The 25,372-nt window shown below is 37.9% G+C and carries 20 protein-coding genes and 4 pseudogenes; 5 read left to right on the top strand and 19 right to left on the bottom strand.

The genetic code is table 11. The annotated features are described in order from the left end of the window. Positions 1-205 precede the first annotated feature (205 nt). A complete protein-coding gene (locus QE429_RS16620; RefSeq protein WP_307290961.1) occupies positions 206-559 on the top strand; it encodes a hypothetical protein in 354 nt (117 codons plus the stop codon). Positions 560-762: 203 nt separating this feature from the next. Here the strand turns inward: QE429_RS16620 and QE429_RS16625 are convergent. The 4 genes and pseudogenes from QE429_RS16625 to QE429_RS16640 all read right to left on the bottom strand — a co-directional run. After that, positions 763-1,032, bottom strand: a pseudogene (locus tag QE429_RS16625) (transposase); the annotation flags it as partial. Between the two features lie 157 nt (positions 1,033-1,189). Next, positions 1,190-1,393, bottom strand: a complete 204-nt coding sequence (locus QE429_RS16630) for a hypothetical protein (protein ID WP_307288502.1) — start codon at positions 1,391-1,393, stop codon at positions 1,190-1,192. A 672-nt stretch (positions 1,394-2,065) separates the two neighbouring features. After that, positions 2,066-2,779: a hypothetical protein gene (locus QE429_RS16635; RefSeq protein ID WP_307288503.1), complete on the bottom strand. Its 714-nt coding sequence runs from the start codon at positions 2,777-2,779 to the stop codon at positions 2,066-2,068. Positions 2,780-3,209: 430 nt separating this feature from the next. Further along, a complete protein-coding gene (locus QE429_RS16640) occupies positions 3,210-3,920 on the bottom strand; it encodes a hypothetical protein (protein ID WP_307288504.1) in 711 nt (236 codons plus the stop codon). 350 nt (positions 3,921-4,270) lie between these two features. On the opposite strand from QE429_RS16640, the pseudogene QE429_RS16645 reads away from it, so the two are divergent. Together QE429_RS16645 and QE429_RS16650 are read left to right on the top strand one after the other, a co-directional pair. Beyond that, positions 4,271-5,501: pseudogene (locus QE429_RS16645) on the top strand (IS110 family RNA-guided transposase); the annotation flags it as partial. Positions 5,502-5,716: 215 nt separating this feature from the next. Continuing rightward, positions 5,717-6,545: pseudogene (locus QE429_RS16650) on the top strand (tyrosine-type recombinase/integrase). Between the two features lie 240 nt (positions 6,546-6,785). Here the strand turns inward: QE429_RS16650 and QE429_RS16655 are convergent. The 7 genes from QE429_RS16655 to QE429_RS16685 form a co-directional block, all read right to left on the bottom strand. Then, a complete protein-coding gene (locus tag QE429_RS16655; RefSeq protein WP_307288505.1) occupies positions 6,786-7,580 on the bottom strand; it encodes an SDR family NAD(P)-dependent oxidoreductase in 795 nt (264 codons plus the stop codon). A gap of 126 nt (positions 7,581-7,706) precedes the next feature. Then, entirely contained in the window at positions 7,707-8,720 is a 1,014-nt protein-coding gene (locus QE429_RS16660) for an AraC family transcriptional regulator (protein ID WP_307288506.1), read from the bottom strand. Positions 8,721-9,363: 643 nt separating this feature from the next. After that, on the bottom strand, positions 9,364-9,822 hold the full coding sequence (locus QE429_RS16665) for a hypothetical protein (RefSeq protein ID WP_307288507.1): 459 nt from the start codon (positions 9,820-9,822) through the stop codon (positions 9,364-9,366). After that, complete coding sequence (locus QE429_RS16670) at positions 9,822-10,283, bottom strand: GNAT family N-acetyltransferase (protein WP_307288508.1); 462 nt, start codon at positions 10,281-10,283, stop codon at positions 9,822-9,824. The genes QE429_RS16665 and QE429_RS16670 overlap by 1 nt, the downstream gene beginning before the upstream one ends. 135 nt (positions 10,284-10,418) lie before the next feature. Further along, the gene (locus QE429_RS16675; protein ID WP_307288509.1) at positions 10,419-10,829 is read right to left on the bottom strand and encodes a vWA domain-containing protein; all 411 of its coding nucleotides are present in this window, start codon (positions 10,827-10,829) and stop codon (positions 10,419-10,421) included. A 117-nt stretch (positions 10,830-10,946) separates the two neighbouring features. Then, positions 10,947-11,624, bottom strand: a complete 678-nt coding sequence (locus tag QE429_RS16680) for an HAD family hydrolase (RefSeq protein ID WP_307288510.1) — start codon at positions 11,622-11,624, stop codon at positions 10,947-10,949. Then, positions 11,621-12,187, bottom strand: a complete 567-nt coding sequence (locus QE429_RS16685; protein ID WP_307288511.1) for a sugar O-acetyltransferase — start codon at positions 12,185-12,187, stop codon at positions 11,621-11,623. The genes QE429_RS16680 and QE429_RS16685 overlap by 4 nt, the downstream gene beginning before the upstream one ends. 160 nt (positions 12,188-12,347) lie before the next feature. Here QE429_RS16685 and QE429_RS16690 point away from each other — a divergent pair, with 160 nt between their 5' ends. Beyond that, positions 12,348-14,000 (top strand): FAD-binding dehydrogenase, encoded by a 1,653-nt coding sequence (locus QE429_RS16690; protein ID WP_307288512.1) that lies wholly within the window; start codon positions 12,348-12,350, stop codon positions 13,998-14,000. A 381-nt stretch (positions 14,001-14,381) separates the two neighbouring features. On the opposite strand, the gene QE429_RS16695 is transcribed toward QE429_RS16690, so the two are convergent. From QE429_RS16695 to QE429_RS16715, 5 genes are all read right to left on the bottom strand, one after another. Then, positions 14,382-17,519 (bottom strand): AAA family ATPase, encoded by a 3,138-nt coding sequence (locus QE429_RS16695; protein WP_307288513.1) that lies wholly within the window; start codon positions 17,517-17,519, stop codon positions 14,382-14,384. Further along, positions 17,516-18,661 (bottom strand): exonuclease SbcCD subunit D, encoded by a 1,146-nt coding sequence (locus QE429_RS16700; RefSeq protein ID WP_307288514.1) that lies wholly within the window; start codon positions 18,659-18,661, stop codon positions 17,516-17,518. Before QE429_RS16700 ends, QE429_RS16695 begins: the two co-directional genes overlap by 4 nt. Positions 18,662-18,843: 182 nt before the next feature. Beyond that, positions 18,844-19,044: a cold-shock protein gene (locus QE429_RS16705; protein WP_007083969.1), complete on the bottom strand. Its 201-nt coding sequence runs from the start codon at positions 19,042-19,044 to the stop codon at positions 18,844-18,846. A gap of 418 nt (positions 19,045-19,462) precedes the next feature. Next, positions 19,463-19,819, bottom strand: a complete 357-nt coding sequence (locus QE429_RS16710) for an ArsR/SmtB family transcription factor (RefSeq protein ID WP_307288516.1) — start codon at positions 19,817-19,819, stop codon at positions 19,463-19,465. A gap of 21 nt (positions 19,820-19,840) precedes the next feature. Further along, a complete protein-coding gene (locus QE429_RS16715; RefSeq protein WP_307288517.1) occupies positions 19,841-21,589 on the bottom strand; it encodes a SulP family inorganic anion transporter in 1,749 nt (582 codons plus the stop codon). 347 nt (positions 21,590-21,936) lie between these two features. Here QE429_RS16715 and QE429_RS16720 point away from each other — a divergent pair, with 347 nt between their 5' ends. Beyond that, the gene (locus tag QE429_RS16720; protein ID WP_307288518.1) at positions 21,937-22,728 is read left to right on the top strand and encodes a TIGR00266 family protein; all 792 of its coding nucleotides are present in this window, start codon (positions 21,937-21,939) and stop codon (positions 22,726-22,728) included. Between the two features lie 57 nt (positions 22,729-22,785). On the opposite strand, the gene QE429_RS16725 is transcribed toward QE429_RS16720, so the two are convergent. The 3 genes and pseudogenes from QE429_RS16725 to QE429_RS16735 form a co-directional block, all read right to left on the bottom strand. Continuing rightward, a complete protein-coding gene (locus tag QE429_RS16725) occupies positions 22,786-24,246 on the bottom strand; it encodes a DUF4153 domain-containing protein (protein WP_307288519.1) in 1,461 nt (486 codons plus the stop codon). A gap of 72 nt (positions 24,247-24,318) precedes the next feature. Beyond that, the gene (locus tag QE429_RS16730; protein WP_307288520.1) at positions 24,319-24,954 is read right to left on the bottom strand and encodes an HAAS signaling domain-containing protein; all 636 of its coding nucleotides are present in this window, start codon (positions 24,952-24,954) and stop codon (positions 24,319-24,321) included. Then, positions 24,935-25,283, bottom strand: a pseudogene (locus QE429_RS16735) (PadR family transcriptional regulator). Before QE429_RS16735 ends, QE429_RS16730 begins: the two are co-directional and overlap by 20 nt. Positions 25,284-25,372: the final 89 nt, after the last annotated feature.

The raw sequence follows: 25,372 nt of genomic DNA on the forward strand, positions 1-25,372 counted from the left end.
AACGGAGACAATTTCTGGTTTTTTTTGACGACTGTCGGGCATCAAAGAGTTTATGGCTATAGGTTTTTCGGCGGAAGATGGAATCAATATTCGGTTGCTTTAAGAGATATTGTTAACTTCCATTGTTCTCCTCCAACTCCAACTCTATATTAAAACACTGCGTCTGGGCTTTCGCATAAAGTAAAATAAAATGAAGAGGATAATTGTGCTTCCATATTATATTGCTTATCCAACAGATGAAAGGATCTATCCAGGCATTGGTCTGGATGGACCAGGTTCAGGATATGGTTTTTATCCTGGTCTGGGATTTGGTGAACCTGGACTAGGTTTATGGTTTTATCCAGGCTTTGGATTAGGAGGACCAGGTTCAGATTTTGGTTATTTTCCTGGGCTCGGTTTTGGAGCACCTGGCATTCCACATCCATACCCACCATACCCCGTACATCTTCCTGCTCCACCGCATCCTCCACAAGGAGTGCATCTTCCTGCTCAACCACATCCACCACAGGGAGTGCATCTTCCTGCTCCGCCACAGGCACCACAGTCAGCTCTATATTAATTACAATTAAGCCAAATCTCAATAGCCTCCACTTATACATACATCTTGCTGAGAATCTTTCAGACACAAAAAAGCCCCTTTAAGGGCTTTCAGCTTGTTGAGGAAGGTACTATTTTTTTCTTTACAAGCTTTTTTTATTTGTCCTTTTAAATTTCATGCCTAAATTTTCATTTATTGATTACAGAATTAAGTTCGTCACCCCATTATCCTAGATTGGCTAGGTGAGTGGCGATCTTTTTCATATTCTGACACGCTGCAGTGAGTAACACTTGCTCACTCGCATTGTGTAGTCCCCGTAACCGGCAATAGCGAAGACCATGCAGTTCTTTCGAATCTGCGAAGCTTCGCTCCACTTTTTCTCTTCTGAATTTATAAAGCATTTTTCCAGAAAGTGAAAGTCTGTTAGTGCGTACCTTCTCCTTGAATTCTTACCAGAAATGGCGAGTAACGACCTTTTGCTTGTTCTTTGACCTTTACATATTGTCATTAAAATGTAGTTTCCTTCAGCTATAAATCAAAAACATTCATCATTCTAAACAAGAAACAGGCGTTTCCGCTATTGCAAAAACACGCCTGTTTAACAGAAATTTCTGTTCCCTTTTATTTTAACGGTAAATTCTTTAGCAAATTTTAATAAGGGTAGTGGTGGTGGTGGTATGGATAGTGGTGATGATAGTACGGGTAATGATGATGGTAGTACGGGTAGTGATGATGGTGGTAGTTCGGGTAGTGTTGGTGTGGATAGCCTGGAGCTCCAAATCCAAGTCCTGGTGCAAAACCAAAACCTGAGCCTGGTCCACCTAAACCAACTCTCTCATTATAGGCATTAATCATACAAGCATTCATCCTCCTCATTTCACTTTACATTAGAGCATATGCATGTTTGGGTTAAAGTTCTTGGGTATTTGTCTTGAATTTTAGAAATTAAAGGACAAATGCCTTATCTAACAAATAAAATGGACTTTTAATTCAAAACTAATAGCCTGTATTAAGTCAATTCACGACTCAATTGAAATTATACAACCCGTATTCTTATTCAACTACCCTACTTCGTTCGTGGAACAAGGAAGCCTCAACCCTAGCAGTCTCATATCCCGTTATGGAAAGAAAAAACACCAATCATATACTTTGTTTTTTCAACCTATATTTTATGATAGCAACGGTAAGAACAATTAAAAATATAATGATGCTTAATGTATCATGAAATTTCTGCTCTAATGGTAAGAAGTTTTTCACGAACATTAAAAAAACAGCAAAAAAGTAAATAATACCTGATTTCCTAGCTATTCTTTCCATAGATCCTCCTTGTTCCTATATCCTTAGAGTATCATTCTATAAATTATGAAAGATTTCCTTCTAAAGCTAACCTTCTCCGTTAGCTTAATAATTTCCACAAAAAAGCACTTCTCCTTCTTGAAGAAATGCCCCCGTTTAGCTTAAGTACATTATTTCATAAACACAAAATAACTAATGGGCTGTCAGTAATTGCAGAATTCCCACCGTTTGTTAGGTTTGTTTTACAAATATTTTTGAAATACCAAAGTTATCGTTAGTTGCTAATGATTGAATTAGAAAGCGTATGGCTTCGTGACCACTACTACCCAAGTCAAAGTAAAAAACATACTTATTTCTTATTTTCCTTATATACCTCATAAATTTTATAAAATGACCGCTTGATTTTTCTGCTTCAATGTTCCAACTTTCATAAGCTTGCTTTAGTGTATCAATTATCAGTTGTTTCTCCTCAACGCTTCCCTGTTTTCTTAGACCTATTTCAAGAAGAATTTCGGATTCAATAAAACTAGAATACTCAACATCAAATGGAAATGTTTCAGAGTCAACTATAAATTGTTTTTTCTTGGACATTCTTTTTAATTCATCTATTGGAAAATCTGCACACCAGCTAAATGTTAAATCCAATTCAGCAACATTACTTATTGGGGAAATTCTCCTTCCACTTGGTGAACTCCACCTAATTGAAGCATCCTTGGACATACTTCTCCAATCCACAATGGATACCAATGTATAACCATTTCCGTCTTTATCAAACAACACCTCAACTCCGTCAATAGTAAAACCCCAAATATAATTTATAAGTGGTTCACCTATTAACATACTACCGCTTTCATCCAGTTGTTTTATCATTTTTTCTATGAATGACGGGTGAAATTCATTCCAATATGGAAACTCCACACTTAATTCTTTCTTTTTTCTCCCCATTTAAATATCTCCCTTAAAAAACAAGTGAATAATCGTAAGATAATTATGCCTTAATTTCACATCCAAATAAATTGGTTTTATTTTTCCTTAATCCTTGTTGCACTATCCTGCACCGTTAGTCGAAGAAGACTTTTAAAAAAAAACACTATCAATATCGAAATTATTAATGATTGTGCAAATGTGATTATTACATCATTTTTCCAGTGTGCTTTTGAATAGGGACTTAAAGCTCTCGCAATGAGGAAACTACATACCCATATGCTTAAGAACGTAAAAACAACTCCCATTTTTGTCCCCCTAATGAGACAGTTTTATTTATCTATATTTTAGTATTTTATTGAACTATCCTGCTTTGTTACTTCAATAAAGTTCAACTAAAAGAAGAAGCGTTAATCCTTCTCGGATCAACACCCCATTTGCATAATAAGTATCACTGCATAAGTATTTTTGGATAATTTTTTGCAGTTGCATTAAATTTACTTACCCCTAATAATTCTTGTGCCTTTTTTTCCAAATCAGCAATTGTTTGGTCGAAGGGATTATCAGTCAATTGTGTAACAATTCCCTTATTACTAAATTCCTTTATTCGTTCCCAAGGTATTTCATAAAATGAATTCCCATTATTTAAGTAATCTACAAAGACTTGAGAAAAGTAATTAAGCCAAAAGACACCTGGAATTCTTTCCTTTAATGTTCCTGTTATATGCTGCCTACTCACAGCCTCTTCTTCTGTAACATAGCCATAAATAGCTTCGAAACAGTCCACTAACCCTTCGAACAATGGCAATATATCTTTTTTTATTTGATTATATACTTTTTTATTTAAATAAATAGATATATAGTTCAGACTAAACTCAGTCGGGTGCAACCACCAATGAGTTTGAAACCAATATCCCTTACTCTTTCCAACCATTCCGCCTGATTTACCAATCATTTTGTTGGTTTCGAAGTCATATATTCCAGGTTCTGCTTTCGTCCACATACAAATAGCATCCTCCAATGAAAATGACTTTTTTACTGGTTCGAATAATCCTACTTTTTCAATATTTAATCCACTTTTGTCCATTAAATCAAAAAAACTTTTTGCGTATTTTTCAGAACCAATATGCTTATTTGAATAAATGTTTATAAAAATTCCCATCGTACCACCTCAACATAAACAGCCATTTCCTTTATTTTTACTATTTCTATATTCAAATATTAAAGTCCTTCTTCTTGAACTAAACTGCTACGTTCGTATTATAAGGTTAGCCAGAATGCTAAATATTTCTGGTTGACCATTTTTTATTTGGTCTTATTATATCAGTAGCCAGGGCAGAACGTAACTGCTCGTGGGGCTTTGACCCCGTCAAGTAAACCGTTCGCCCCCTACTTGTAGAAACATGATTGAGGCTGGTTGGGACGTAGATCTCGTATAACAAGCGAAGCTGTGACACTGCATGGAGGAATTAGGGGTACTGGCAAATTACTAGTTTAGGAGGAGGATTTAGAATGAATCCAGTCGTTGGTCTGGATATTTCAAAAGGGGAAAGTCAAGTTCAAGCATTTTTAGATAAAGGCAAACCATACCGCAAGAGTTTTAAAGTATCTCATACTGTTGAGGGGCTTAGTTATCTTGTAAAGTTTCTGGAGGAAGTGAAAAAAGAGTCTGGTAAGAAGCCTTCAATAATTCTAGAAGCTACAGGGCATTATCAAACTCCTGTTGTTCATTACTTGGAAGAACGAGGATATTTATTGATTATTATCAATCCGTTGATTTCATATAAGGCAAGAGGTTCAAGTTTAAGGAAAGTAAAGACAGATGCCATAGATGCCTATCTTCTTTGTGAGCTGTTCTATAAAGAGGAGTTAGAGCCTTATAAAAAGCGTGGTGTCCAATTATTAAACCTTCGTAATCTTACAAGACAGCATGAAAATATTACTGGAGTCACAATTCAAACCAAGCTTCAATTTCAGGCTGTTCTTGAACAAGTGTTTCCAGAATATAAAGGGGTTTTTGGCGATTTATATTCTGTGGTATCACTCTTAACACTCTCAGAGTTCCCCTCTTCCGAGGATATTATTAAAGCAAGTGAAGAAACCATTACAGACAAGATACATGAATTATGTAAAAGTCGATCAATCCGGTGGGGCAAAAGAAAGTGCGATTAAACTTAAGGCTGCGGCAGCTCGTAACCCTTTTGAAAAGACAGTTTACCAAAGTCATATTTTAAGCCTTGGTATGTATATTGATATGATTCTTCAATACAAAGAGCACCTATCAAAGTTAGAGTCGGAGATAGATACCCTCGCTAAAGAAATTGAAGAATATAATATTATCAAATCTATCCCTGGTATCGGAGAAAAAATCGCTGCAACGATCATTTCAGAAATTGGAGAGATAGATCGATTTACTGATCCTAAAAAGCTGGTAGCTTTCGCTGGAGTTGATCCTAGTGTATTCGAATCTGGTAAGTTTACAGCCACAAAGAATCGAATAACAAAAAGAGGGTCTAGTAGGCTTCGTCACGCCTTATATATGGCTGTTCGTTGTGCCATTCGTGATTGCCGTAAAAAGAAAACAACGGATGAAATCATCCCTCGCAACAAGAAAATGCGAGAGTTTTACGACAAGAAACGTGGCGAAGGAAAACCCTTTAAAGTAGCTGTAATAGCATGTGTAAATAAGCTCTTGCATTGGATATTTGCCCTTTTAAAGAAAAGAACTACTTTCCAAGATATATTTAGAACCAAAAATAAACTAAATAACACAAAACCTTCCAAAACCAGAATAACGGAAGGTTATTTGGCATGCACATTTTTAGTATAGCATGAGATATTTTAAGTTTTTATTGAAAAATATTGACAAACTATTAGCTGGTTTACTTCAATACCACGTTTTCAATTCTATAATCAGGGCAATAATTCCTCTAATATAACCGAAATGGAGGAATTATTTTGTTATTATCAAAAGCCTGGGAATTATATGAATCGGACAAAAGGATTGAAGGCTTCTCTCCTCAGACATTAAATGCATATAAGCTCCAGTCCAAGTTACTGATTCAACACTTTAACGATGTGGATATTCAGTCATTGACGACTGATCAACTGAAAGGATACTTAGCAAAATCCAGTGAACATCTAAAGCCATCAAGTTTAGCTCATCGAATTCGCTTTATAAAATCTTTATTTCGTTGGTCACACGAGGAAGGGCATTTACCTAGAAACCCAGCAGCAAAAATAAAAGAACCAAAACAAGGTAAACGGATTCCGAAGTTTCTAACGGAGAGAGAAATTGAACATTTAAGGGAAGCCTGTATAAATCCAATGGAAAAGGCATTATTTGAATTTATGTTTTCAACAGGTTATAGAATAGGTGAAATTGTTTATCTAGATAAAAATTGTATTAATTGGTCAAATCGTTCAGCCATTGTGCTTGGAAAGGGTGACAAGGAGAAAGAGGTATACTTTAATTTACGATGTGAAATCTGGCTTAAACGATACTTAAACCTTCGCCAGGATAAAGATCCAGCTATTTTTGTTACTGAACGGCACCTAAATAGGATGAGTATTGGACAGATGAGGTACATCATAAAACGAATATCAAGTCGGGCAGGAATTAACAAAGAAATTCAACCTCACCAACTACGCCACACACTTTTTGAACAACGAAGCTCCCATTGATGTTATTCAAAGTTTATTAGGACACGAAAAAAACGAGACTACAAGGATTTATGCTCAGTTATGCGGGAGCCTTAGAAGGGAGTTTTATAGAAAATACTTTTAGATTGGTTGGCAAAAGGCAAAGGATAACTTCGCTGCCTTTTCACTATTGCACCCTATAGTTTAAGTGATAATCTTCATAATCTTTTGTGAAGGAGCATATAAAAAAGACGCCTTCTTACTAAAGAAAAGCGCCCTTTTGTGGAATAAGAAAGGGAATAGGATGCTCCAATTCTAAAGTAATAGAGCATCCTATTGTTATACGTTTGTTAAACTTTTATACAATATATAAAATAGAAAAATACTAAAAAATAGTCGGTACCATTCCCCCATCTATACGGATAGGAGAACCTTTAAATGCGGATGCATAAGGACTACACACAAATGTAGCTAGTCTACCTATTTCAATTGGCTTGATAAATCGTTGTATTTCAGATTGAGGTAGGTTTGTAATCATAAATTCTTTCTCTTTTTCTGAAAAAGTCATATCAGCATTAGGGTAAATACCCTCAATTATTTGGTGAACATTTTCAGAGAGTGTTGGTCCTGGCATGATTGTATTGACTGTAACTTCTGTCCCTATTGTTAATTTAGATAAGCTTTTTGACAATGATAATAGCATTGATTTTGTCATACAATACTGAGGCATTTGTCCTGAAGGCATGATTGCTTCTTCACTCGCAATAAAAATAATGCGACCATAATCGTTTTTTATCATTTTAGGTAAATAAAATTTAGATAATCCATTTGCAGCAAGAACATTAGTACGGAAGTATTTTTCCCATACTTCATCGTCGATGTCCTCGTATTGCATAATTTCATAAATACCCATATTGTTAACTAAAATATCAATAGTGGGGTATTTTTTAAATAAAGCTTCTCTTTGTGTAATATCGACAATATCGGCTGTAGCATTTTGAGGAGAGGTAGCCGGGAAATCCGATTTAATTTCATTTACAATTATTTCTACCTCTTCATAATTTCGTCCATTAATTAGTACATTGACACCTTCTTTGGCAAGTTCAATGGCAATTGCTTTACCTATACCTTTAGTTGATCCTGTAACTAAAGCTGTTTTATTGTTTAATCCCATATCCATAATACATTTCTCCATTTCATTTACCTTTTAATAATAAGTTAAAATAAACAGGCTTCTACCCTTTGAGGTAATAATTAGGTTTTTCTTTCTTAATATAGTGTTAATAAAATTCCTTTTAAGACAAAGTTAATTTATCGAGTTTGTACCTAAATGTTCAATTCGCCAATTTGAGGGAGTATCACCTTCCCAAATGCGGAAGGCGCGGTAGAACGAGTTCTGGTCTTCATATCCAATCATGAAGGCTACTTCTTTAATATCGAACGAGGGGTTTGCGAGGTACTCTCGAGCTAACTCATGTCGGACTTGTGTCAAAAGATGCTTGAAGCTCGTGCCTTCGTCAGTAAGGCGTCGCTGCAAGGTACGATCGCTCATCCCAAACTCGCTTGCGACAGTCTGAATGTCAGGGCGCCCTCCTGTTAGGCTACGTTTCATAATCCACTTGACCATTTCTGTGATTGAGCGACTGCGTTGCTGCTCATCCAACGATTTGTCTAATACGGGAGTCAGGATCTCCAGCAACTCTTCGTTGTACGAGACAAAAGGGAGGTCCAGATCTCCTCGATGTAGCGTCAACCTGTTACATTTTGCACCAGTCCGGATTTGGCAGCCGAAGTAAGCTTCAAGTGCCTGTTTATCGCCCATTGAGTGTGTAAATTCGACAAATTTTGCCATCAAAGGTTGGCCTGTGCCCCTCCGTCCAAGCTCCAAAAGAAATGCCAGAGTGATCCCAACCAGCATCGGTGGACCTGGTTGCTCGGTATACAACCAATCTAATTCAATTGTACAGTTCTCATCTCCCTCGGTGATACGTATGCTTTCAGGGGGACACATTTGTTTGTACCGTGCCATTCGTTTCAGAGCGTCACGGTAATCACGAGCATGGTAAGTCGCTAAGACTGTGGGTGGATAATGTGCTGTTTCAAAGACGGTCGTAAGCTTGATAATTCCTTTGGCAGTGTCATCAATGAGATCCGAATAAGCCTGCCAAATTGCGAAATATTGGTCGGTAGTGACAAATGGGTCAGTTATAATGGTGAGCGGTAGTCGTGCTTTTCGAGCCACTTCGTGGGGGGCAATCCCTAATTGATGTATGCCTGCCCAAAATCCTACCGGCATTTTTATACGAGTATGAGACTTCATAATGGATCCTCCTTTAGCTATCTACACATTCACTAGTTTTGGTTGTGATAGTGTTCTGCCTAGTTAACGGGACAGATATTATATTACCTATTCAATGTAGCCTTGTAACTAGCAAAGGGCGACATTTTACTAGCCAACTACGTCGAATAAATCCGTTAGTTATAGGTACCATTAACGTAATGGAGCTGCCGTTTATACAGGCAGCTTCATTAAAAGACACCCTAAATAATCCTAATTACCTAAGTCGTTTAAATATGTTTTAGTGTTTTGTTATTTGCACCTACACATCAGAAAGCCAATCATTATAATCTTGGGCTTAATTGATCTTAGCATTAAAATAATTTACCTGGAATCAATATGGCTATACTTCACAATATGGCCATATTGTTAAAAAACAGCTAATGACAATTGTTCAACTAAACTCCGTTAATACAATAAGCACTGCTTGCCAATTTTGCATTAAATATAAATGTATATTCAGTTTTTCATTAAGGAGCATCCAGTCTGAGAAAAAATACAAAAAGAAAAAGATTTAATCATTCCCCTAACTACTCAGACCTAAACTTGCAACGAATAATCAATAGCATTTAATAAAATGATCTGTAAAAAAGGCGAGTGCATGAAATGATGCTCCCGCCTTAACTTATATGGAAAAAATGAAATTTAAATCCTTTATCAAACTTTCTTTTGCACTTTCAACCTTAACTAGCTGTGCATATTCCATTGCAAGGTTAAATTGATCCTTTGCCTGTTCATCTTTTTCTAAAAGTGCATTAGCCCGACACAGAGCTTCATAAGCATAACCAATATAGAATGGTTCAATCTCATTCTTCATACTGACTTCCAAACACCGTTCACCAAAATATAATGCTCTCTCCCCCAGTTGGGCAACGGCATACACTCTAGATAATTGCCAATATCCAATCGATAGATTTTTTGCACTATGATCCTCTACTTGCGTCCAATGCCAAAACGATGTATGAGCAAGATGAATCATTTTCTCTTCCTCTTCCTTTGTTCTTTGAGGCAAATCGAGCAAGTCCCACACCGCATTAAAGCTATTCACAGCCAAATGTTTATGAGATAACGTTGTTGTAGTCATCATTCTTCCACCTTTCTTTTTTCAAAATTACTAATATATAATCCTGGTACTACTTCAATGTCACTTAGGAATGTAAAGCCATTTTTCAGATATAAATTCTTCGCTGGGGGATTGTCTTTACCTGTTGATACTTTATAAACGGAAATTTGCGAATTCCTACTCTCTACTTCACTCAACAACTTCTGTGCAATCCCTTTTCGAAAATGGTCAGGATGCACAACCATTCGGCAGATCGTCAACTCGTCCTCATCTACTGAATAGGAAATCGCTCCTGCGAGTGACTTCTCTTCAAAATAACAGAGGAAGGTTTCCCCGCATTCTATTAATTCTTCCAAAGACTCTTTTAGTGGAGGGATTTCAAAAAAATTTATTAACTTTGCCTCTACTAGGTAGGACGCCCGTTGAAGCTCTAACAATTCCTTGGCTAAACCTATCTCTTGTAAATCAATCACTTTAATCATTCATTTCGTCCCTCTTCAACATAAATTAGTTTCTAACACAAGATTTTCTCTTCTCCAATTATTCGCTTTGTATTTACGGCTATCCTTCTTTTGTGAAAATAAAATTATCCCCCACTAATGTGAGGGATTGAAATCTTACGCCACTTTAATTGCTTTGCCAAAGGGTACCCTTGGTAAGAATTCCCCAGGTACAAGCCAAAATAATTCAAAATCGACTTTTTCCATTTCTTCAGAAAAGAATCCTGTTACATCTGTAATATAGAACAATGTGTCCACCTGTTCTTCTTTTGCCCACTCAAGAACTAATGTATAGGAGGATTTCCCATGTGTATAGAAAGTAAGCGCATCACTTTTTATTGGGGAAACGTCTCGGATTTTAAAATCTGCTTGAACCAATATCGTATCTGGTTTTAAGGTTTCAAACAGCTTTACTATGTTATTAATAAGGATCACTGGTGCTTCATTTGTAGATGTGTCTACGGCTAAAGCGATTTTTTTGTCCTGTCGTTCCTGAATCATAGCAAGAATCTTTTTGTGCCATTTCAAACTCCATCATCCCCTTTGTTTGAATGAGTGAACTATCTTATTTTGGATGTTTGATATGGTGTTTATGATTGGATAATTGCGGGAAAATAACGGCTCCTTTTTATGGACAAGCTAATCTTAGATACAATTTTTCGGGGTAAGCGAATGAATTAAATGAGGAATTTCCGCTAAGTTTTGTATAGTAAAATCTGAATCAACATGGTCCCACTGGGTATCTTTTTTCCAAATTCCTAACATACCTATAGCTTGTGCAGCAAGGATATCGTTTTCCGGATGGTCTCCTACGTAAAAACTTTCATTCGGTAAAACTCCCAGTGAGTTTATCGCTTTAAAAAATATTTCAGCATTCGGTTTCTTAATTCCTTCCCATTCTGAAACGAGAATAACCTGAAAGTATTTTTCAATTCCTAGGGCTCTAATATTTTCCATCTGAAATTGTCCTAATCCATTGGTTATTAGCCCTAAGGAGATCGATTGATTCTGTAGTTCCTTCAACATTTCTATTAGATTCGGGAAAGGGACACAATGTTCTTTAAAGTGCTGAACATAATCATTTAGTAATTCGTCAGGGCTTAAACCTTGAATAGTAAACTCATCGATTAATTGTTGGTATACTTTATCCTTCCAGACATACCCTCGGCATTCTAGTTCGATAAACCTGGATATATACATATCCTTTTTAATATGTCCTAGATAATAGATAAATCGCTCATATTGATTTAATAGGAAATTTTTAACCGACGCGTCACGATTGAGTAAAGTGCCATCAAGATCAAATAAAACAGCCTTTATCATCTCGAACAATCAATTTCTTTGATTATTCTTGCGGGATTCCCACCCACTACTACATTATCCGGAATATCTTTAGTTACGACAGCCCCCGAGGCAATAACAACATTATTTCCTATTGTTACTCCTGGATTAATAACCGCTCTTCCTCCGACCCATACATTATCACCTATTGAAACTGGTTTCCCGTATTCCTTTCCCGAAATTCTTTCAAAAGGATTAAGGGGATGTGTAGCAGTGTATATGTGTACTCCTGGAGCTATAAAACAATTTTCTCCAATACGGATTTCACAAACATCTAAAAATACACAATCAAAATTGGCATAAAAATTCTCACCCACATAAATATTATAGCCATAGTCACATCGTAAAGTAGGCTCAATATAAATGTTCTCCCCTGTTGAACCAAATAGTTCTTTTAATAATTCAGTCCGTATTTCTATTTCTGTTTCTATAGTTTGATTGAATAATCGTGTCAATCTTCGGGCATTTTCTCTTCCTTGAACTAATTCTGGGTCAACTGGATTATACATTTCTCCGTTTAGCATTTTTTCTTTTTCCGTTTTCATTCGTAAACTCCACTCTCTTTCGTCTTTTCCATTACCCCTATCATATCAAAAAAGTATTTAGTCATTTTATTTTTTTCTCTTATTAAAATTATTGATTTTTCAGAAAACAAAAATTACCATTAACATATAAACGTGTTGTTATGACGGGGAGGAAAATAATTTGAAATTCGATGTCATTGTGGTAGGTGCCGGGCTTGCGGGTTTAGTCGCCACAGCTGAACTGGCAGATGCGGGAAAAAAGGTACTACTCTTAGACCAAGAGCCTGAGGCATCTCTCGGCGGGCAGGCGTGGTGGTCTTTTGGTGGATTATTTCTAGTCGATTCGCCTGAACAAAGACGAATGGGCATAAAAGATTCCCGTGAGCTAGCCTGGCAAGACTGGTTAGGCTCTGCAGGTTTTGACCGTGAAGAGGATGAGGATTATTGGGGAAAAAAGTGGGCAGAAGCCTATGTTGATTTCGCAGCAGGTGAAAAACGTGAGTGGTTAACTGGTATGGGTGTTCGTTTTTTCCCAGTTGTCGGCTGGGCTGAGCGGGGTGGCTATACAGCTGAAGGACACGGCAATTCCGTCCCAAGATTTCATATTGTCTGGGGAACTGGCCCGGGACTTGTTAGACCCTTCGAGGAGAGAGTCCGTATGTCTATGGAGAAAGGGCTTGTCGATTACCGCCCGCGCTATCGAGTGAATGAGTTGATCAAAGTCAATGGGGCTATTTCCGGTGTTCGAGGAGACGTTCTTGTTCCAAGTAATGCCGCCCGAGGAGAAGCAAGTTCCCGTGAAGTCATTGGTGATTTTGAATTTCTTAGTTCAGCGGTAGTAGTTACTAGCGGTGGAATTGGCGGAAACCACGAGATGATTAAGAAAAATTGGCCTTCACGCCTTGGTGAAGTACCCAAGAATATGATCTCAGGTGTGCCTGAGCATGTAGATGGGAGAATGTTAGGCATAACGGAGAAAGCCGGGGGCCGTATTGTTAATCGCGACCGAATGTGGCATTATACTGAAGGCATTAAAAACTGGGATCCTGTGTGGCCAATGCATGGAATTCGTATCCTACCCGGTCCTTCCTCTCTCTGGCTGGATGCCAAAGGGAATCGCTTCCCTGCACCGAACTTCCCCGGATTCGATACATTAGGGACGCTTGAAGCGATAATGAAGACGGGCTATGACTATTCTTGGTTTATTCTAACTCAAAAGATAATTGAAAAAGAATTTGCATTATCCGGTTCCGAACAGAATCCAGATTTAACAGGTAAAAGTATTAAGAAGGTGTTAGCACGTGTACTCCCAGGTCCAACTGCTCCTGTTAAGGCGTTCATGGATAAGGGAGAGGACTTTGTAATAGCGAATACTCTTCCCGAACTAGTTGAAGGTATGAACAAGCTGGTTGGTGATAAATTACTAAATCTTGAACATATTGAAAGGCAAATTCTTGCCAGAGACCGTGAAATTGAAAATAAATTTACGAAGGATCTCCAGATTACTGCAATGCGCGGCGCCAGGAATTATCTAGGAGATAAATTGATCAGGGTTGCTCCCCCACATAAGATTCTCGATCCAAAAATGGGACCTTTGATTGCAGTGAGGTTAAATATTTTAAGCCGTAAAACGCTTGGCGGTCTCCAAACAGATTTGTCTGGTCGAGTCCTGGATGCCTCTGGTAATCCAGTGCCAGGTCTGTATGCTGCAGGCGAAGTTTCTGGATTTGGAGGCGGCGGGATTCATGGCTACCGATCGTTAGAGGGAACTTTCGTCGGGGGCTGCCTGTTTACAGGAAGGCAAGCCGGCCGGGCGCTAGCAAAAGAGTTGTGATAATAAACGAAAGAAAGCAGTGAAACCTAGTTTGGTTATCACTGCTTTTTAGTGGTTCTATTTGTGATGCTTAAGGATGTTCTTATCGACCTACGAGACCTTTATTTCATCTTTTCTCGCTTATCGGGCTCTTAGACCGTCGCTACGAAACCTTTCTTTCTCTTTTTCTCGCTCAACGGGCTCATAGACACTCGCTACGGGACCTTTCTTTCTCTTTTTCCCGCTCAACGGGCTCATAGACACTCCCTACGAGACCTTTCTTTCTCTTTTTCTCGCTCATTGGGCTCATAGACCCTCCTTACGTGACCTTCCGATCTGCATCTCACAGAAATCGGTCGCGTAGAAAAAAACATAGCTATCTCAAATTTTTTCAAATGTCCCCTAGTTAACAAACACAAATTCCGTCCGACTACCCGTCTGCCCAGCAATAACCTCAAGCCTCACATCAATACGTTCCTTGAGTTCAGGTACGTGCGAAATGATTCCAACTAAGCGACCGCTGCTCTGAATATCCATTAACGCCTCAATCGCCTGGTCTAATGACTCAGGGTCAAGCGTGCCAAAACCTTCATCAATAAACATGGTCTCAAGTGATACACCGCCAGCATAGCTTTGAACCACATCTGCAAGGCCAAGAGCCAGCGACAATGATGCCTTGAAGCTTTCTCCACCAGATAATGTTTTAACATGCCGTTCCTGTCCCGTATACTGATCGAACACAAGCAATTCCAGACCACTTTGAGCATTTCCCTTTGCCCGGTCCGTTTTTCGTAGCAACTGGAAACGCCCAGAAGTCATTTTTCTTAAGCGGACATTGGCTTCTCGCAAAATGTCATCTAAAAAGGCAGCAAGCACATACCGTTCAAAGGTAATTCGGAAGTTATTTTGCCCCTTGGAAATTTCATAAAGATGTCCAATTAACTTATACCTTTCCTCAAGCACCTTCATCTGTTCATTCAAGCTTTCTACCTTACTAAAAATTTCTTCATTATCCCGCTTTTTAACAAATAAATCTGTTCGTTGCTGATTAAGTTTTTCTAATTCACTTGTTTTCATAGCAAGCTCAAGCTTTAAATCTTCTACATCAGGCACTTTTACATCTTGTAATAGTTCAATCAGTTCGTTCAGACGATCTGTTACTGAACGCAACTCTTCACGGTAAGCACGAATTTGCCCTTCCAAAATACGGATTTCATCCTCCGATAGTTTCGAAGAGTGATAGACACCATAGTTTTCAAATCCTTGCTCAGACAGTTTATCCTTAAAGATTTCCCGTTCAGTATGAAGTTCCTCTTGCTTGCTGTTCAAGTGATTTTCAGCATCTTTTAATCTTGCTGATTCATTCGAAAGCTTCTCGTTAACTTCCTGTAAGCGGCGTTGTGCTTCCTCAAACTGTTTCAACAAACCATCATAGCGTTGACGTGAGAAAGAAAAAGCTTTTTCATATTCGGCTTCTGAACGAAGATTCTCCGGAATCCTTTTCATCATTCTTGTCAGATTCGTCTTCTTTTCAGTAAATTCAACCGTTATTTCGTTCACTTTTGCATTCAATTTCTGAATCGCTTGCTGCATTTGACTCTTTTCTGTTTCTCGCTTTTCAATAACTCCTTTTACTCCGTCTAACTGATTAATCTGCTCTTTTAGATTACCCTGTACCTGTACAAGTTGGTTTTTCGCAGTTAGAGTCTCTGATTTTATTTGCGCTAATGTCTCATTTGTAAAATCTGCCCGGTGAGTACGAATTTCCATTACCATTTCTTGAACTGCTTCTCTCTGTGTTTTTTCAGTAGATTGACTTTGGTAAAAATTCGCCTCGTCCAAAGATTTTTCTTTTTCCCATTTAGCTAGTTGTTCTTTTGCATCCTTCAGATCGTCCTCTGTTGGAATATCCCCTTCGTGCTGTAACGCCGGAGACGGATGGTGTTCCGAACCGCAGACAGGACAGGCTTCGCCCGTTTGAAGTTTTGTTGCTAAAATGACAGCCTGCCCATGCATCCATCTCTTTTCCATCTCATCAATGAGAGCTCTGGCATCTGTAAATCTTGCAACAGTATTTTCATAACGTCCCTTCATTATCTTTAGATCTTGCTCAGACTTTTGGTGACGGGCAAGCAAGGATTCGAATTTTTCAAATCGTTCGAGATCCACTTTTAATTTTTCCAATTTGCTTTCATTTTCTAAAAATGTAAGCTTTCCTCTTTCAATCTCTTCTTTTTGTATGTTAAGAGTGTTGATGTGGTCCAGTATCTGTTCCAGATTTCGTTCGTATTGGCTAACTTTTTCTTTTGAGGACTTTAATTCCGAATCTTTTAGTGACGTCTCCTTAAGAAGAGTGGCAAATGAATAAACATCCTCTTTCATATTCTCTAATTGATGGATTTCATTAAGTGCTTCCTGCCGTTCACTCTCCCGCTCAAGCTCTCTTTGATGCTGTTGTTCATACTGGTTGGACAATTGAATAAGCTTTTCCATTTCCGTTTTGATGGAATGAACATTGTTTTGGAGCAAATCTACATCTTTCTTCAATCGGTGGCAAAGCTCCTCTTGTTTGGCTAATAGAGCTGCCTTTTGCGCCCGTTGAACCTGTTTTTCTTTCTCGGTAAATAGATCTTCTTGTGAGACAAGACTTGTTTTTTGATCCTTCAATTCTTCCTTTGTCTGTAGCTGTTTTAAAATCCTCTCTGCTTCAAAAAGCTGAGACTTCAATTTATCCTGTTCCACTATCATTTCTTTGGACTGGATATCCAATTTTACGAGCATTTCGCCTATACCCGAAATCTCTTCCTTTAACAAAGGCATAATAATGGTGTCATTTACACTGTTTGCCTCCATATACTCCCGCAGTTCCTCATTTGTTACTGCCTGGATGCGGCGGATAGATTCATTTCGTGTCTGCACTTGATCCTCAACAGCTTTTTTTAGGTCAGTAGCTTCTACTTTTAACTTTTCTTCGACCATTTTATATAACTGCGTATGGAATAGTCGCTGGAGGATCATTTCTTTATCCTTACTATCTGATGTCAACAGCTTGCGGAATTCTCCCTGTGGAATCATGAGAATTTGCCTGAATTGATTGGCGTCAATCAGCATAATCTCTTTGATTTTCTCCTCCACATCAATAATCTTAGAAGCAAGCAGCTTCTTCTCACCGTTTTCGTCCCACATATATAGTTCAGCCTTAGCTCCAACCTGCGTGTAACCTTCCCCTTTGTCCTTTTTCTTTAACTGCTGAGGAGATCTGGTGATAGAAAACACTTTGCTGCGTAGAGAAAAATCAAGCGATACCTCTGTTAAAAATTCATCGCTGGCAAATTGACTTCGCAGCTCTGGACCATTCCGGTCCTCCCCACTCGCCTTTCCATAAATGGCATAACTGATGGCATCAAATATGGTTGTTTTGCCGGCACCGGTTTTTCCAGATATAACAAACATCGTTCGATTGCCTAAATGTGAAAAATCAATCACTTCTCTGCCTGCATAAGGACCAAATGCCTGTATGGTTAGTTTTAACGGTTTCACTTAATTCCCTCCCCACGCAGTACCATATCAATAATTTCTGCCATAACCTCTTTTTTGTCACTCGTAAAATCAGAGGTTGTCATTTCTGAGTAAAATTGTTCAAATAACTCTAATTCCGACTTTTTCTCACTTCGGATGGCGCTATACGACTGTTTCTTTTTCAAATCTGTAATATCAATTTTTCTTTCAAGATGAAGTACATTCGGGTACACTTGTCGCAACTTATTAATAGGGTCAATTAGCGCCCCTTCATCAAGTAGAGTAATTTTCAAATAATCATGAATCTGTTCCTTTTCATAAAAAAGAGGATCCAGTAATTGTTCCAAATTCCCTTCAATTTCACGCATATCATGTCTTGGAGTAAGTGAACGGTATCGATGGGTGAAATGGCCCTTCTCGTCCATTTCAATGATACTGATTGACTTCTTTTGTGTCGCTTCTGAAAAAGAATATTTTAATAGTGAGCCTGAATATTTCACCTTGCTATGGTTAATGGCATCAGGACTATGCAAATGACCTAGTGCCGTATAGGAAAATGGTTCAAACAATTCCGCCCCGACACAACCAGAACCACCTACAGATAATACCCTCTCGGAATCAGAAGTCTGGCCTCCTAGCACAAAAGCATGTCCAACCAAAACATTCGGTTCATTTGGGTTTAACGATTCTTCCATTTTTCCAATTAGAGCTTTCATAGCATCTTGATGAGAATGGATAGTATCATCCCCAAGCAGCTGACGGACAACGCCAGGCTCTGCATAAGGAACAAGGAAGAAGTTCACTCCATTTATGTGTACAGGCTTAAAGCTGTTTGTAAGTTTACCAGACAGATAGAATTGACTATGTTTATACCAAGAGCTCCCAAACGAAAGTCGCTCTGCACTATCATGGTTACCTGCAATAGCGACAACCGGCGTCTTTAACTCTACATTAATCTTAAAAAGGATTTCATCCAATAACTCGACTGCATCCGTTGGCGGCACAGATCGGTCATATAAATCACCTGCAATGACAACCGCATCTGGTTTCTCATCGGCAACAATTTGAACAAATTGATCCAGTGCCTCTCGTTGATTTTCTGTCATATATACACCGTGAACTAATTTGCCCAAATGCCAATCCGCAGTATGAATAAATTTCATCTGAATCACCCCAATTTTCATTAAAAGCACATTTACGAATAATACCATTATAGCAAAATACCATTAATAATGAGGCTGGAAATCATTATAGAATGGGGGAAATTAAGGATGATTTGAGTGAGGGAAAACTGAAAAACAGCCCGAACAATGTCCGGGCTGTTGTAATTAGTTTTTAGTTAGATTTACTTCTTAGTTACGTTAGCAGCTTGTGGTCCACGAGCTCCTTCAACAACTTCGAAAGAAACTTCTTGACCTTCTTCTAAAGTTTTGAAACCTTCTGTTTGAATTGCAGAATAGTGAACGAATACATCGTTTCCGTCTTCTGCTTCAATGAATCCGAAACCTTTTTCTGAGTTAAACCATTTTACTTTACCGTTTTTCATGTGAAAAAATCCTCCTAGATTGGCTAACAAAAGCCATGTGTAAAATTCACCAATTAACAACGTGATAGCTTTACTTTCATTCTCTCATCCAAACATCGGTTAAAACTTTGAACAAGCTAGTCTTATAAATCTAATCTCGTGCAACGGCTGTTTAAAATTTATCATGATACCAGCCTAACTGTCAAGGAAGGAGAGGACGACAGAAACCTTCACAATTCTACATTTTTAGCGGGTTTTCCTAGATTTTTCATAGGAGGATGGTCCTTCATTAACATGGTCCACCGTGGGAAAGTGTCACATTTTGTAGGAAAATAATGAATAATTAGTTGCATAAAAATTTAAGCAACTTAAACTTACATTCTCTTACCCTTAAAAGCAACTATTTTCCCACTACTCAACAAAGAAAACACCGAAGTGATTAATTCTTCGGTGTTATAGCGGCTTCTTCATCCTCTTCTTTAAATTTATCCAGTATTGTTATCGTATCAACTAGATGGTTATTGAATATTTGCCTAGCAACAGCTAATAGTTCAATAATCATTGGATCCTTAAGAGTGTAAATGACTTTATTTCCTTCTTTAGTACCTATCACAATATTTTTGGCTCGCAGGATGGTCAATTGTTGAGAAACAGCCGAACCTTCACTTCCTACAAGGGTTTGAATTTCGTTAACGCTTTTATCCCCTTCCGATAAGAGCTCTAAGATCCGGATTCTCAAAGGGTGTGCTAAAGCTTTGAAGAATTCCGCCTTAAATTGTTGCATTTCAAGATTCAAAATGGTCACTCCTAAGATTTTTTAGAAGGTTGCAGTCAACTTCGTCCTACCGCCTTCCACCATTTGTTCAGCTGATAGCTTTTTACATTCTCTAAAAGCAAAATGCTTACAGCCTAAACATTTATTTTTGTTTATTTGCTCCAAAGCATATTGTATTGCCTCACCAGTATGTTCAAAAAAGTGGGCTTCCCCAATAGTCTGATATAGCCCTGTCCTTTTCAATACATTTTCTGGCTGTTCATTTAAACCTGATATCATTACTATACCATTTTTCGAAAAATGGTGAACAATGCTTGCTAAATTTGCCTCTCCAGTTGTATCTATTAATGGCACCTTACTCATGCGGAGTAGAAGAATTTTGGGTCGATAGTTTATGGTGCTCATAATTGTTTTTTCAAAGGTGTCAGCTGCACCAAAAAATAACGGTCCCTCCACATTAAAAATACTAATTTGTGGGCAATCGTGCGTATCAGAGACCATCCCCGTCTCTACTTTTTCATGCTTATGTTCTCTATTTGGCAATGCCTTTGCAGTAACCATCACATCGCTCATTCTCTTCGCAAAGAGGATAGCAGACATCACTAATCCTACTTCAACAGCTGTTGTTAAGTTGTCAAAAACAGTTAATAAAAAAGTAACAGTTAAGATGAGTGAGTCTGTCGACTTGGTTTTTAGAATATGAGAAAACACTCTTCTTTCACTCATATTCCAAGCAACAACCATCAAAATCGGTGCCATGCTTGCTAACGGAATATAGGAAGCATATGGTGCAAAAAACAGTAAAACCAACAGAACTACTATTCCATGAAGCACTCCGGACAAAGGAGAAACAGCTCCATTTTTGATATTTGTAGCCGTACGGGCAATGGCCCCAGTGGCTGGAATCCCACCAAATAACGGGGTAACAATATTGGCAATTCCTTGCCCTATTAACTCTTTATTACTATTATGACGGCTGTTAGTCATTCCATCCGCTACCACTGCCGATAATAAGGATTCAATTCCTCCGAGCATAGCAATCACAAAGGCCGGCTTCCATAGCTTTATCATCATATCCAAATCTATATGTGGAATTTGGATATGAGGTAAGGAACTTGGAATTTGACCATAGGCTGTTCCAATGGTTGCCACATGATTGGGATAAAGTAAAGTAGCTGTCAAGGTAGAGACCACTAAACCAATCAACGGTCCAGGAATTTTAGGGGCTATTCTAGGTGTAAGAATGACCGTAACCAAGCAAATCGTTGCTGTTAAGATACTATAGATATTAGACGTTTCTAAATGGATTAAGATTTCCTTACTATTATCAATGAACTCCTCATGCTTTTTAATCCCCTCTAAACCTAGGAAACTAGCAATCTGTCCCATAAAGATCGTAACTGCGATACCTGCTGTAAATCCAATCGTAACGGGTCGAGGAATAAATTTAATTAGCGAACCTAGTCTAAAGACTCCCATCAGAAGTAAGATAATGCCTGCCATAAAACCGGCTATTAATAAGTTCTCATAACCATAGGTCATCACAACTCCAAATAAAATAGGAATAAACGCTCCAGTTGGACCGCCTATTTGGTATTTTGATCCGCCAAATAAAGAGATAAGAATCCCGGCCACAATTGTCGTATAGATTCCATACTCTGGCTTCACTCCTGAAGCGATGGCAAATGCCATGCCGAGTGGAATAGCAATTACTCCAACAATCACTCCTGACAGGATATCCTTGGGTACACTCCTTAAGGAATATTCATGGAATCTTTTATCACTTAGCATATTAACCCTTCTTATCTTTTTAATTTGTATATCTGATTATTTGAATATAGAATAATTCAAATATCTTATCAAGCATTTTATATAAATAGAATGAAATTTTTTCTTCCGTTTTCTCTTGTTTACAGAATATATTCGTGTTATAATAGCAAAGCGATGAGCTGAGTTGTGTAAGTCGAGAAACATTCCTTTAGGAGCACACTATGTGGAGTGTGGTTTTTCGCCTCAATACGCAAAAGACGTCTGTTTATACAGACGTCTTTTTTATTTTATTTAAAATTAGCACTTTTTACCTAAATTTTTTATAATAAATATAGGCTTATATTTTTATAAAAATTGGAGGGAATACGATGAATAACCATGAAATCGATTATAAGATTTATGGCGATGACATGCAGTTCGTTGAGGTAGAACTTGATCCACAAGAAACTGTTATTGCCGAAGCGGGTAGCTTTATGATGATGGAAGACGATATACATATGGAAACCATTTTTGGAGACGGATCTAACAGCAGTGGCGGCGGACTAATGGGTAAGCTCTTCTCCGCTGGTAAACGTGTGCTTACAGGAGAAAGCCTGTTTATGACGACCTTTAGTAATACTGGAATGGGTAAAAAACGAGTTTCCTTTGCCTCCCCCTATCCAGGAAAAATCATTCCTATGGATTTAAGTGAGTATGGTGGCAAAATTGTTTGTCAAAAGGACGCCTTCCTAGCTGCTGCAAAAGGGGTACAGGTAGGCATTGAATTTCAACGTAAAATTGGTGTCGGTTTCTTTGGCGGCGAAGGATTTATTATGCAGAAGCTCGAAGGAGATGGAATGGCCTTCGTTCATGCAGGTGGAACCATTATTAAAAAGGATCTTCTGCCAGGCCAATCTCTCCGAGTAGATACTGGCTGTTTAGTGGCTATGACGAGTAATGTGAGTTACGATATTGAGTTTGTTAAAGGTGTAAAAACCGCTCTATTTGGTGGTGAAGGGTTATTCTTCGCAACACTTCGTGGACCTGGATCTGTCTGGATTCAATCACTTCCATTCAGTCGTCTCGCAAGCCGGGTATTTGCTGCGGCTCCATCTCGCGGTGGGTCAAAAGATGAAGGAAGCATCGCACGAGGAATTTTTGATATGTTTAATGGTGATTAATATATATTTTAAGAAGCAGGATCCCGTCGTGGGTCCTGCTTCTTTTTTACATGAAAGCTATTCCAAATCTAATTTCTTTAGTTTAGCAAATGTTTGCTCTCTCTTTAGATTATAGGATTGCCAAGGTAGATCGGACGTGAGTGCTTCCTTTTTTCTGTCTACTAAGATCGTTTCTAAATTAGGAATATCAGGATTTTCCTTATAAAGATTGACTAATCCCTCCACACCTGTATAAGACAACTGATTAAGGTAGTATACATCTATTTTCCCGCTTGTCTCGTACCGGTTTATATTTTCTTTTACCACTAATTTATCCAGGTCTATCACTGTAATAGCCGTGTAATAGATTAGCGAGGAGACAAAATAGAAATGAAGCAATGATAGTTTTTCCACCCAGATTTTAACCAAGGTATATGCAAAAATGATTACTAGAAAAATCATAAAGGTATGAACGAGAACTCTGGTAAAAGTAAATCCATACGCTTCCTCGTACATACTTAAGCGTAAAAATGCGGAGCTAAGCATTATTGAGCTTGAGAGAACTAGGATGGTAAGCATAATTTGCGTTACTCGATTAATTAACACATTTGTTCGTTGTACAAATGTAATGACAAGAATGGTAATCGACAAATTGATTAATGTAACAAATAATAGCTCAAAAAATCCTTTTCTTGCATACTCTGCGTAAGTATAGTTCCCTTGCAACGTTCCACTGAAGAAATATTTAAACTGAACAAGTGTAAATAAAATATATACCATATTTATAAGTACAAGAACAGTGATAGATATAACGCCGTCCATTTGAAACCTGCCGGTATGGTCTTGTTGTTTTAACACGCTTATTTGTTTGATTAGTAGCCCCTGCATAAAACCAAAGAAACCAAGTGTCATAATTAAGACGATGATAACTCGTATAACTCCTTCTGCATCAACTACAGTGAACCACTCCGGAATGCCACCCACAATCCGTTCAAATTCTGAATCCGCAGCCATAAGTAATTTTAATACTACCAATAAGACAGGGAATGAGATGACAACACCAATTAGTATCTTTTTCCACACCAACCATTTGTCGCCCCCCACTCCATGTTTTGCTCCAGCTCCTAATACAGCACTAAATTTTGCGTTATATTTAAGGATTCCTAGTAATTTTGAAAAAATGAGAGCGATAAACGATAACTTGTTCCATTTAATATTTTTAGGACTTGTGATTAATACGAGATGAATAATCACCAAGCCAGGAATCACAAGGATATTTAACACTTTGAAAAGAGAATTATCATTCATAAAATAACTGACAGATAAGAGCCAAATGCAACAGACGATTAAGTACCCCAGCCGCTGATGAGAAAAGGGATACTTTCGAAATTTCCAAAAGAAGACTAAATAGAAAGACATTACGAAGACTAAATAGGAAATTCCTACTTCCCCACGAAAAAATGATTCTTCCGCTAAAATTCCTAATAATAAACATATAATTAAAAACAGCCAATCTGCTTTACCAATTTTTATTTCCATTAAGCATCCCTCTTTTTTATATAGATTTTCTATATATATAGTTTTTCTAGGTATATAGGTAAAAAAAACTGCTTATATCGATGCTTTCTTCCCCCACCTGTAACCAAGCCAGCTGATTGGGTAAAGAATAATTGTAAGAATGATACAAGCAATAATAAATGTTTTTGTTAACAATGGAGCGAACCATGAATGTGGAATAATGTGAAAAATTGTTAAGATCATCAATAATAGGTTAGGAATGAGCGATAATAAGAACGTCTTCCTTAAGAGTGTTCTTCCCCTGTGCCCAAAACCCTTTCCAATTTCGTATCCAAGTAATGCCCAAAAAAACAAGTACAAGAAGGCAATTAAGGATGGAATAGAGGTTAAGTGGTCCCAAATCTTTGTTAACCAAACCCAATCATAAAGATTATGGGCTAACGTTAATATGCTTCCTCCCCCAAAAAAAAGGATATTTAATAAAATAAACAGCCATTTCATATTACTTGGCGTAACCGAAAGTTCTTCCTTCCATAATTCAGCAATCTCTTCAGGGCTACCCAGTCTTACAGTCAAATGGTCTAACAGTTCCTCGTCATCCATTTGTAATGATTCGAGGACGATTTCATCAATGTGTGTTTCATATTCCAACAAGATATTTTTCTTATCTCTATGATTTCCTAATCCCTTTGCCAGTTCTTTAAGAAACCTATTCTTCGGCCGTTCCATGCTTTGATCTCCCTATTACTTTGTTCATTACTTGAACAAAATCTTGCCATTCACGGGTTTTTTTCACTTAATAGTTCCTTGCCAGCTTTTGTAATCCGATAATACTTCCGAGCCGGTCCTTTTTCCTGTTCCACCCAATAACATTCAATATAATCTTGTTTTTCAAGCTTGTGAAGGGCTGGATATAAAGTGCCTTCTTTTACACTTAGACCATTATCACTTCGCTGTTCGAGCTCTTTCACCAACTCATAACCGTACATATCACGCTCATTCAATAATTGGAGCAGAATTAACGACGTACTGCCTTTGACCAATTCACGATTAAACATCTTATCACCTACCTAGTTTTATTAGGTACATAGAAATTCTACAACGTCTAAAACATTTTGTAAAGTATAGAACGAAAAAAAAAGTGACG

The organism is Bacillus sp. SORGH_AS_0510 (assembly GCF_030818775.1).
In the GTDB taxonomy this organism is placed as follows: Bacteria; Bacillota; Bacilli; order Bacillales; family Cytobacillaceae; genus Neobacillus.

Excerpts from the sequence above, each read along its gene's own strand:
- QE429_RS16720 (WP_307288518.1), top strand. The coding sequence starts at position 21,937 with ATGAATAACCATGAAATCGATTATAAGATTTATGGCGATGACATGCAG.
- QE429_RS16640 (WP_307288504.1), bottom strand. The coding sequence starts at position 3,920 with ATGGGAATTTTTATAAACATTTATTCAAATAAGCATATTGGTTCTGAA.
- QE429_RS16660 (WP_307288506.1), bottom strand. The coding sequence starts at position 8,720 with ATGAAGTCTCATACTCGTATAAAAATGCCGGTAGGATTTTGGGCAGGC.
- QE429_RS16655 (WP_307288505.1), bottom strand. The coding sequence starts at position 7,580 with ATGGATATGGGATTAAACAATAAAACAGCTTTAGTTACAGGATCAACT.
- QE429_RS16715 (WP_307288517.1), bottom strand. The coding sequence starts at position 21,589 with ATGCTAAGTGATAAAAGATTCCATGAATATTCCTTAAGGAGTGTACCC.
- QE429_RS16705 (WP_007083969.1), bottom strand. The coding sequence starts at position 19,044 with ATGAAAAACGGTAAAGTAAAATGGTTTAACTCAGAAAAAGGTTTCGGA.
- QE429_RS16730 (WP_307288520.1), bottom strand. The coding sequence starts at position 24,954 with ATGGAACGGCCGAAGAATAGGTTTCTTAAAGAACTGGCAAAGGGATTA.
- QE429_RS16665 (WP_307288507.1), bottom strand. The coding sequence starts at position 9,822 with ATGACTACAACAACGTTATCTCATAAACATTTGGCTGTGAATAGCTTT.
- QE429_RS16700 (WP_307288514.1), bottom strand. The coding sequence starts at position 18,661 with ATGAAATTTATTCATACTGCGGATTGGCATTTGGGCAAATTAGTTCAC.
- QE429_RS16635 (WP_307288503.1), bottom strand. The coding sequence starts at position 2,779 with ATGGGGAGAAAAAAGAAAGAATTAAGTGTGGAGTTTCCATATTGGAAT.
- QE429_RS16725 (WP_307288519.1), bottom strand. The coding sequence starts at position 24,246 with ATGGAAATAAAAATTGGTAAAGCAGATTGGCTGTTTTTAATTATATGT.
- QE429_RS16670 (WP_307288508.1), bottom strand. The coding sequence starts at position 10,283 with ATGATTAAAGTGATTGATTTACAAGAGATAGGTTTAGCCAAGGAATTG.
- QE429_RS16680 (WP_307288510.1), bottom strand. The coding sequence starts at position 11,624 with ATGATAAAGGCTGTTTTATTTGATCTTGATGGCACTTTACTCAATCGT.
- QE429_RS16630 (WP_307288502.1), bottom strand. The coding sequence starts at position 1,393 with ATGATTAATGCCTATAATGAGAGAGTTGGTTTAGGTGGACCAGGCTCA.
- QE429_RS16685 (WP_307288511.1), bottom strand. The coding sequence starts at position 12,187 with ATGAAAACGGAAAAAGAAAAAATGCTAAACGGAGAAATGTATAATCCA.